Below are 5,712 nucleotides of genomic sequence, written 5' to 3' on the forward strand. Positions count from 1 at the left end.
CACGACATGCACGCCACGATCCTGCATCTCTTGGGCCTGGATCACGAGCGGCTTACCTACCGCTTCGGCGGCCGCGATTTCCGCCTGACCGACGTACACGGCCACGTGATCCGCGAAATCCTGGCTTAGCAGCCTGTTGAAAAAAGCCCTCGTGGCTTTTTTCAACCTCGCCAAGTGCGAAGCAAAGCTTCACACGGCTCGCAAAATAACGACTTACGTCGATATTTTGCCATCGCATCCCTGCGATGTCGCAGCCCGTTGTGTTCTTCAACAGGCTGTTAGACCGCCGCGACTATCGACCTGCGCCGACTGGTGTCGTTCGCTTAATCGCGAGCGTCGGTTCTGTCGCGCACGCTCTCGATCTCGACGGTCAGACGGCCGTCGTCGCGGCGCTTCAAACGCAATTCCAGCCGCGATTTTTCGGCCGATACATAGTGTGCTGTCGCTCCGGCCTCCTCTTTACGGCTAACACGCAGTTCGGCGGCGGGCACCGACCAGCCGCGTGCCGCCAATTCGCCATCGAAGAAAGTAAGCAGTTTTTCCACCGGTTGACGCGTCGTGCAGCGCAGCTGCGGAAGGTTCGGATCAAACTGGATATTCTCTCCATCCGACGGGAACGGCAGATCGTGGGACAGCTTCACCGCGGCGTACTGGACGCTGGTCTGATTCTCACGCCCCGGTTCAACCGTCAAAAAGACCGACACCGCATGGGATCCGCGCTTGAAGGACGCGATGCGTTTATCGGACTTCTCTTCGGGCGATAGCGGCGAAGCGTACTGTTGCCAGCCCGCCTGCGTCAATTGTGCCGCAATGAGTGATCCGGCCTTGTCGATGCTCTCGCGAGCGATGTAGATCGTGGTGGTGGGACTGACGAAGATCGCGCGCACTTCGTTGGCGCGCGGCAGCCGGCTCGTGTCGGTTTCCGCCCCCTCGATCGACACGCGCGCGCCCGAGCAGCCCACCGCGAACCCCATCAAGGTTGCGCCGCAGAGCAGCACCAGGTCGGCGGCCCGAAATTTCATAAAGGTATCAAGAGCGCGGCAAGGAGAAGACGAGTACGCCGTTACGGCGAACGAGCGAATAATTCTGGCCGGAATCGCGCCCTCGGACAAGGCGAAATCATCGACTGCTCGGCGGTAGAGTTGGCCGCCGACAAGGATTCGCGATACGATTCCTGAGATTGGCGGAATTACGCGCCGCAAGTTTCTTCGTCGATCGGACCGTATTGATAATCCGTCTCAATAGATACTCACAGGAGGTTGGGCCATGTCGGAAGTCTCGCGACGCGGATTCATCGGGTCAGCCGCGGCGGCCAGTATGCTTGCGCTCAACGCGGCCGAGGCGCAGGAGGGATTTCCGTTCAAGAACAACGTGCCTGACCCACTGTTATCCGGCAAAGAGCTGCCGACGTTTAAATTTCAGCTCGAAAAGTCCGAGGGCCGCACGCTGGACGGCAGCTACGGCAAGGAAGCGACCGTGCTGCAACTGCCGATCTCGAAAGGAATCGCCGGCGTCTCGATGAGACTCGAGCCGGGCGTGATCCGCGAATTGCATTGGCACGCCACGGCCGCGGAATGGGCCTTTGTGATCGAAGGGCGCTGCCGCACGACGGTCGCCGACCCGCAAGGCAACTCGCAAACCAACGACTTCGATCCCGGCGACGTCTGGTATTTCCCGCGCGGCCACGGTCATTCGATTCAATGCCTGGGAAAGCAGCCGTGCCACTTCATCCTGATTTTCGACAATGGTTACTTCTCGGAGTTCGGCACGTTCAGCATCAGCGACTGGATCGGCCACACGCCCAAGGCGCTCTTGGCGAAAAACTTCGGCCTGCCCGAGTCGGCCTTCGACGGCTTTCCCAAGGACGAAGTCTATTTCGCGCGCGGGCCGGTGCCGCCAGACATTCAGCAGCCGCCCTTGCAGGGAGGCTTGAGATCTTCGCCCGAAACGCACCGCTTTCGTATGCTCGCGCAAGAGCCGCACTCGGTTTACAAAGGCGGGCGCGAATGGCGCGTGGGAGCGGATCGGTTTCCGATTTCGCAAACCGTGACGGGCGTGATCCTCGATCTCGAGCCCGGGGGCCTGCGCGAATTGCACTGGCATCCCACGGCCGACGAATGGCAGTACGTGATCCACGGCCAGGTGAACGTCAGTATGTTCGGATCGCACGGCCGCTACCGGACCGAAACGCTCGACAAAGGCGACGTCGGCTACATCCCGCAGGGCTACGGCCACTCGATCGAGAACACCGGCAAAAAGGCGGCTCGCGTCCTGATCGCGTTCAACACAGGACATTATCAGGCGATCGATCTGTCGCAGTGGATCGCCAGCAATCCGAAATATCTGCTGGCCGCGAATTTCAACAAGCCGGAGGCGCTGTTCGAGAAATTCCCGACCGACCGCGTGTTCATCGCTCCGCCGAACCCACCGAAGCAGAGCGAGCGTGAGATACGCTGAAGAAAGGCGGCTCGTCGGCGTGACGACGTGAGGGCTAAGAAGCTGCTTTGCTCGACGCTTCGTAGCGGCCGAAGATCATGCGGCCGGCGCTGGTTTGCAGCACGCTGGTCACGGCGATCTTGACGGTCTTGTTCAAATGATCGCGGCCCCCCTCGACCACGATCATCGTACCGTCGTCCAGGTAGCCGACGCCTTGGCCCGGCTCTTCGCCCGGCTTGACGATCCGCACGTCGAGCGATTCGCCCGGCAAGAATACCGGCTTGAGCGCGTTGGCCAGATCGTTGAGATTGATGACGTCTACGCCCTGCACCTGAGCGACCTTGTTCAGGTTGTAGTCGTTCGTGACGATCTTTCCGTCGAGATGCTTGGCCAACATCACGAGCTTCAGATCGACCGGATGGCCGGCGAACTCCGGCAGATCGCGGTCGTACATTTGCAGGTCGACGTTTTCGCTGGCGCGCAGCTTGTGCAGCACGTCCAGCCCGCGGCGACCGCGGCTGCGCCGCGAGCGATCGGCGCTATCGGCGATGTTCTGCAACTCTGCCAGCACGAAGCGCGGCATGATCAATTGACTGTCGAAGATCTTGGTTTCGACCACGTCGGCAATTCGGCCGTCGATCACCACGCTCGTATCCAGGATGTAGGGCTTGAGCCCCTTGACCTCTTTTGCGAACTCGACGTACGGGATGATGAAGCGGAAGTCATTGCGCGTCTGCATGAGCAGGCTGATACAGACGTAGCACAGCACGACGCCCAGCGCCAGATTGATCGTCGGGAGATAAACCTCGAATACCGGATGCGGGGCGATCGCCTGGCTGACGACATAGGCCAGGAACAGACCGACGATCGTGCCGAAATAGACGCTGGAAATCACCTCCAGCCGCTTGTTGCGCGTGACGACGTCAACCGCGATGACGGCCAGCGCCAGGCCGATAATGCCCGCGAACACGCCCCAGGTGAGCCCGGGGCTCTCCTTGGGGAACCACTTGGCGCTGATGACCGACGCCGCCAGGCCAATCGACACCATCACGAAGAAGATGCGCAGCACCAGCAAGCTGATGCTCGAATCACCCTTCTGGGCGGGTTTGGCGGCGACTTTCGAAGTCATGGAACCAGGCGGGAATCAAGGCAATTCGTCGACCGCGCAAAGCCACGCGCTTGCACGGGACGAACCTGTTCATTTTACCAGCCCCGGTTTCAACCACTAAGTGGGGGCAGGGGAAATTAGCCGTCGAGCCGGCCGAACTGTTCCGAAAATAGGCCCTGTGACGGTCCCTCCGGCATGGAATCGGTCGATTCCGCGCTGTCGCTCGCGGGTTACTTGGCCTACGGCCGCACAGCGAAGAGCCGCTCGTGTTCCTGTTGCGCGTACCGATCGGTCATGCCGGCCAGGTAGTCTCCCACGGTCCGCGGCCACCCCACTTTCTGGGCGCGGGCCTGATAACCGGGCGGCAGCAACTCGGTACGCGCGAGATAACCAGCAAACATCGTCGATAACATGTCTTGCGCGGCGCGGCGCACCGAGAGGAGTTGCGGGTGCCGGTAGACGCGCTCGGCCAGGAACTTTTCCAATTCGATTTTCTGCGCCGCCAGATCCGTGCTGGGCTCGATGATCAGGGGTGCCCGACGCACCGCCTCGACCGAATCGATCCGCCACTCGGCCAGCCGCGATTGCGCTTGTGCCAGCAGATCTCCCACTTGCCAATCAATGAGCTCGTGCAAAATGGCCCTGCGGAGCTGAGAGCCGTCGAGGTCTTGATAGCGCAAGCGCACACGGCGGTCGGCCTCGCGCCATAGCGACAATTCGCGCAGCTCGGCCATCGTCAGCAGCCGATGTTCCAAGGCATCGTCCACGTCGTGCGTGTCATAGGCGACGCTGTCGGCGGCATCGACGACCTGCGCTTCCAACAGCGGTCGTTCAGTGCCGGGAGTGGCCTTCGTGGCCCGCGCCGATTGCCCCTCGAGCACTTCGATCGTGAGATTCAGCCCAGGGAATTCGCGATAGCGCTGTTCAAGCTCGGTGACAATGCGCAGACCGTGCTGGTTGTGGTTGAAGCCTCCCTGCCCGACCAGGCACCGGTCCAGGGCGCTTTCGCCCGCGTGGCCGAAGGGCGGATGCCCCAGATCGTGCGCCAGAGCGAGCGCCTCGACCAGGTCTTCGTTCAACCGCAGCGCACGGCCGATGGTGCGCGCGACCGACGACACCTCGATCGTGTGCGTCAGCCGCGTGCGATGATAATCTCCCAGCTCGCCGGTGAAGACCTGCGTCTTGGCGCTCAGCCGGCGGTACGCCGCGCTGTGTACGATGCGATCGCGATCGCGCTGAAACGGGCCGCGGTAGGCATGGTCGCGCTCCGGGTAATGCCGACCACGGCTGGCGGCACTGTGCATGGCGTACGGCGCGAGCAACAAACGGTCGCGCTCGCCAATATCGGCCAAATGACAACTCCCGGCCCCGGAAGTTGCGTCAACCCCCGCATGCGAGCGCGAATCTACTGGCTCGCCGAGGCTCATGATCGCCCCAGCTTTTCGGTCAACAGCTCCCACAATGCGTCGAGCGATTGCGAAATCACATCCACGCCCGAGAGCACCGGCATGAAATTCGTGTCTCCGCTCCAGCGGGGCACGATATGCCAGTGCAGATGCCCCGGCAGCCCCGCGCCAGCCACGCGACCAAGATTGAGGCCGACATTGAATCCCTCGGCGTTCAGCTCCTGGCTGAGCAGGCCGACCAGGCGCGTGATCGCGGCCATGGTTTCCGCCTGTTCGTCGGTGGTCAGCTCGTCCAGTCGACCTTTGTGCAAGCGCGGGGCAACCAGCAGATGGCCGTTATTGTAAGGATAACGGTTGAGCACCGTCACGATATTGGCGCCACGTTGGACGAGCAGATTCTGGCGATCATTCGCATCGGCGACAGCGCGGCAAATGAAACATTGCGGATCGGCCCCGGGCAATAACGGCAGATCCGCAGTAACGGGCTTTTTTTTGTCGATCTCGCCGGTGATGTACGCCAGCCGCCAAGGGGCCCAGAGCTGTTCGTGTTTCAAGCCCCCACTCTCCTCATCGGACTGCGCCATTTTCGAACGCTTTCCAATCTGCGAACTTCGCATGTCGAATCAGTACTGTCCGGTTAGAAGTCGAATAGGCGTCGTTGGTTAGGGTCGGGGTCTGTACGGTTTTGGTGTTGTGAGGTGGAAAGTAGCTGTAAAAGTGGGGTTTTCTCGAAGGTATTGACAGACAAGATTTGGAGGATTT

General features: G+C 61.2%; 6 protein-coding genes. 2 read left to right on the plus strand and 4 right to left on the minus strand.

All coding sequences use genetic code 11. The features are described 5' to 3' along the window. A partial coding sequence (locus VHD36_07280) for a DUF1501 domain-containing protein (GenBank protein ID HVU87106.1) occupies positions 1-129 on the plus strand: 129 nt, incomplete at its 5' end. Positions 130-323: 194 nt separating this feature from the next. On the opposite strand, the gene VHD36_07285 is transcribed toward VHD36_07280, so the two are convergent. Then, the gene (locus tag VHD36_07285) at positions 324-1,112 is read right to left on the minus strand and encodes a hypothetical protein (GenBank protein ID HVU87107.1); all 789 of its coding nucleotides are present in this window, start codon (positions 1,110-1,112) and stop codon (positions 324-326) included. Positions 1,113-1,266: 154 nt separating this feature from the next. Between VHD36_07285 and VHD36_07290 the strand changes: the two genes are divergently transcribed. Next, the gene (locus tag VHD36_07290; protein HVU87108.1) at positions 1,267-2,457 is read left to right on the plus strand and encodes a cupin domain-containing protein; all 1,191 of its coding nucleotides are present in this window, start codon (positions 1,267-1,269) and stop codon (positions 2,455-2,457) included. Between the two features lie 34 nt (positions 2,458-2,491). Here VHD36_07290 and VHD36_07295 read toward each other — a convergent pair whose 3' ends face one another. The 3 genes from VHD36_07295 to VHD36_07305 form a co-directional block, all read right to left on the minus strand. Next, positions 2,492-3,565, minus strand: coding sequence for a PIN domain-containing protein (locus tag VHD36_07295; GenBank protein ID HVU87109.1), 1,074 nt, complete (start codon positions 3,563-3,565; stop codon positions 2,492-2,494). 218 nt (positions 3,566-3,783) lie between these two features. Then, a complete protein-coding gene (locus VHD36_07300; GenBank protein HVU87110.1) occupies positions 3,784-4,896 on the minus strand; it encodes a deoxyguanosinetriphosphate triphosphohydrolase in 1,113 nt (370 codons plus the stop codon). 71 nt (positions 4,897-4,967) lie between these two features. Further along, positions 4,968-5,504 carry an HIT domain-containing protein gene (locus VHD36_07305; GenBank protein ID HVU87111.1) on the minus strand — a complete coding sequence of 179 codons (537 nt, stop codon included), beginning with the start codon at positions 5,502-5,504 and terminating at the stop codon, positions 4,968-4,970. Between the last annotated feature and the right edge of the window lie 208 nt (positions 5,505-5,712).

Source organism: Pirellulales bacterium, from assembly GCA_035546535.1.
In the GTDB taxonomy this organism is placed as follows: Bacteria; Planctomycetota; Planctomycetia; order Pirellulales; family JACPPG01; genus JACPPG01.

What these genes read in the sequence shown, in the direction of transcription:
- VHD36_07295 (HVU87109.1), bottom strand. Translation starts at nt 3,565, where the DNA reads ATGACTTCGAAAGTCGCCGCCAAACCCGCCCAGAAGGGTGATTCGAGC.
- VHD36_07290 (HVU87108.1), top strand. Translation starts at nt 1,267, where the DNA reads ATGTCGGAAGTCTCGCGACGCGGATTCATCGGGTCAGCCGCGGCGGCC.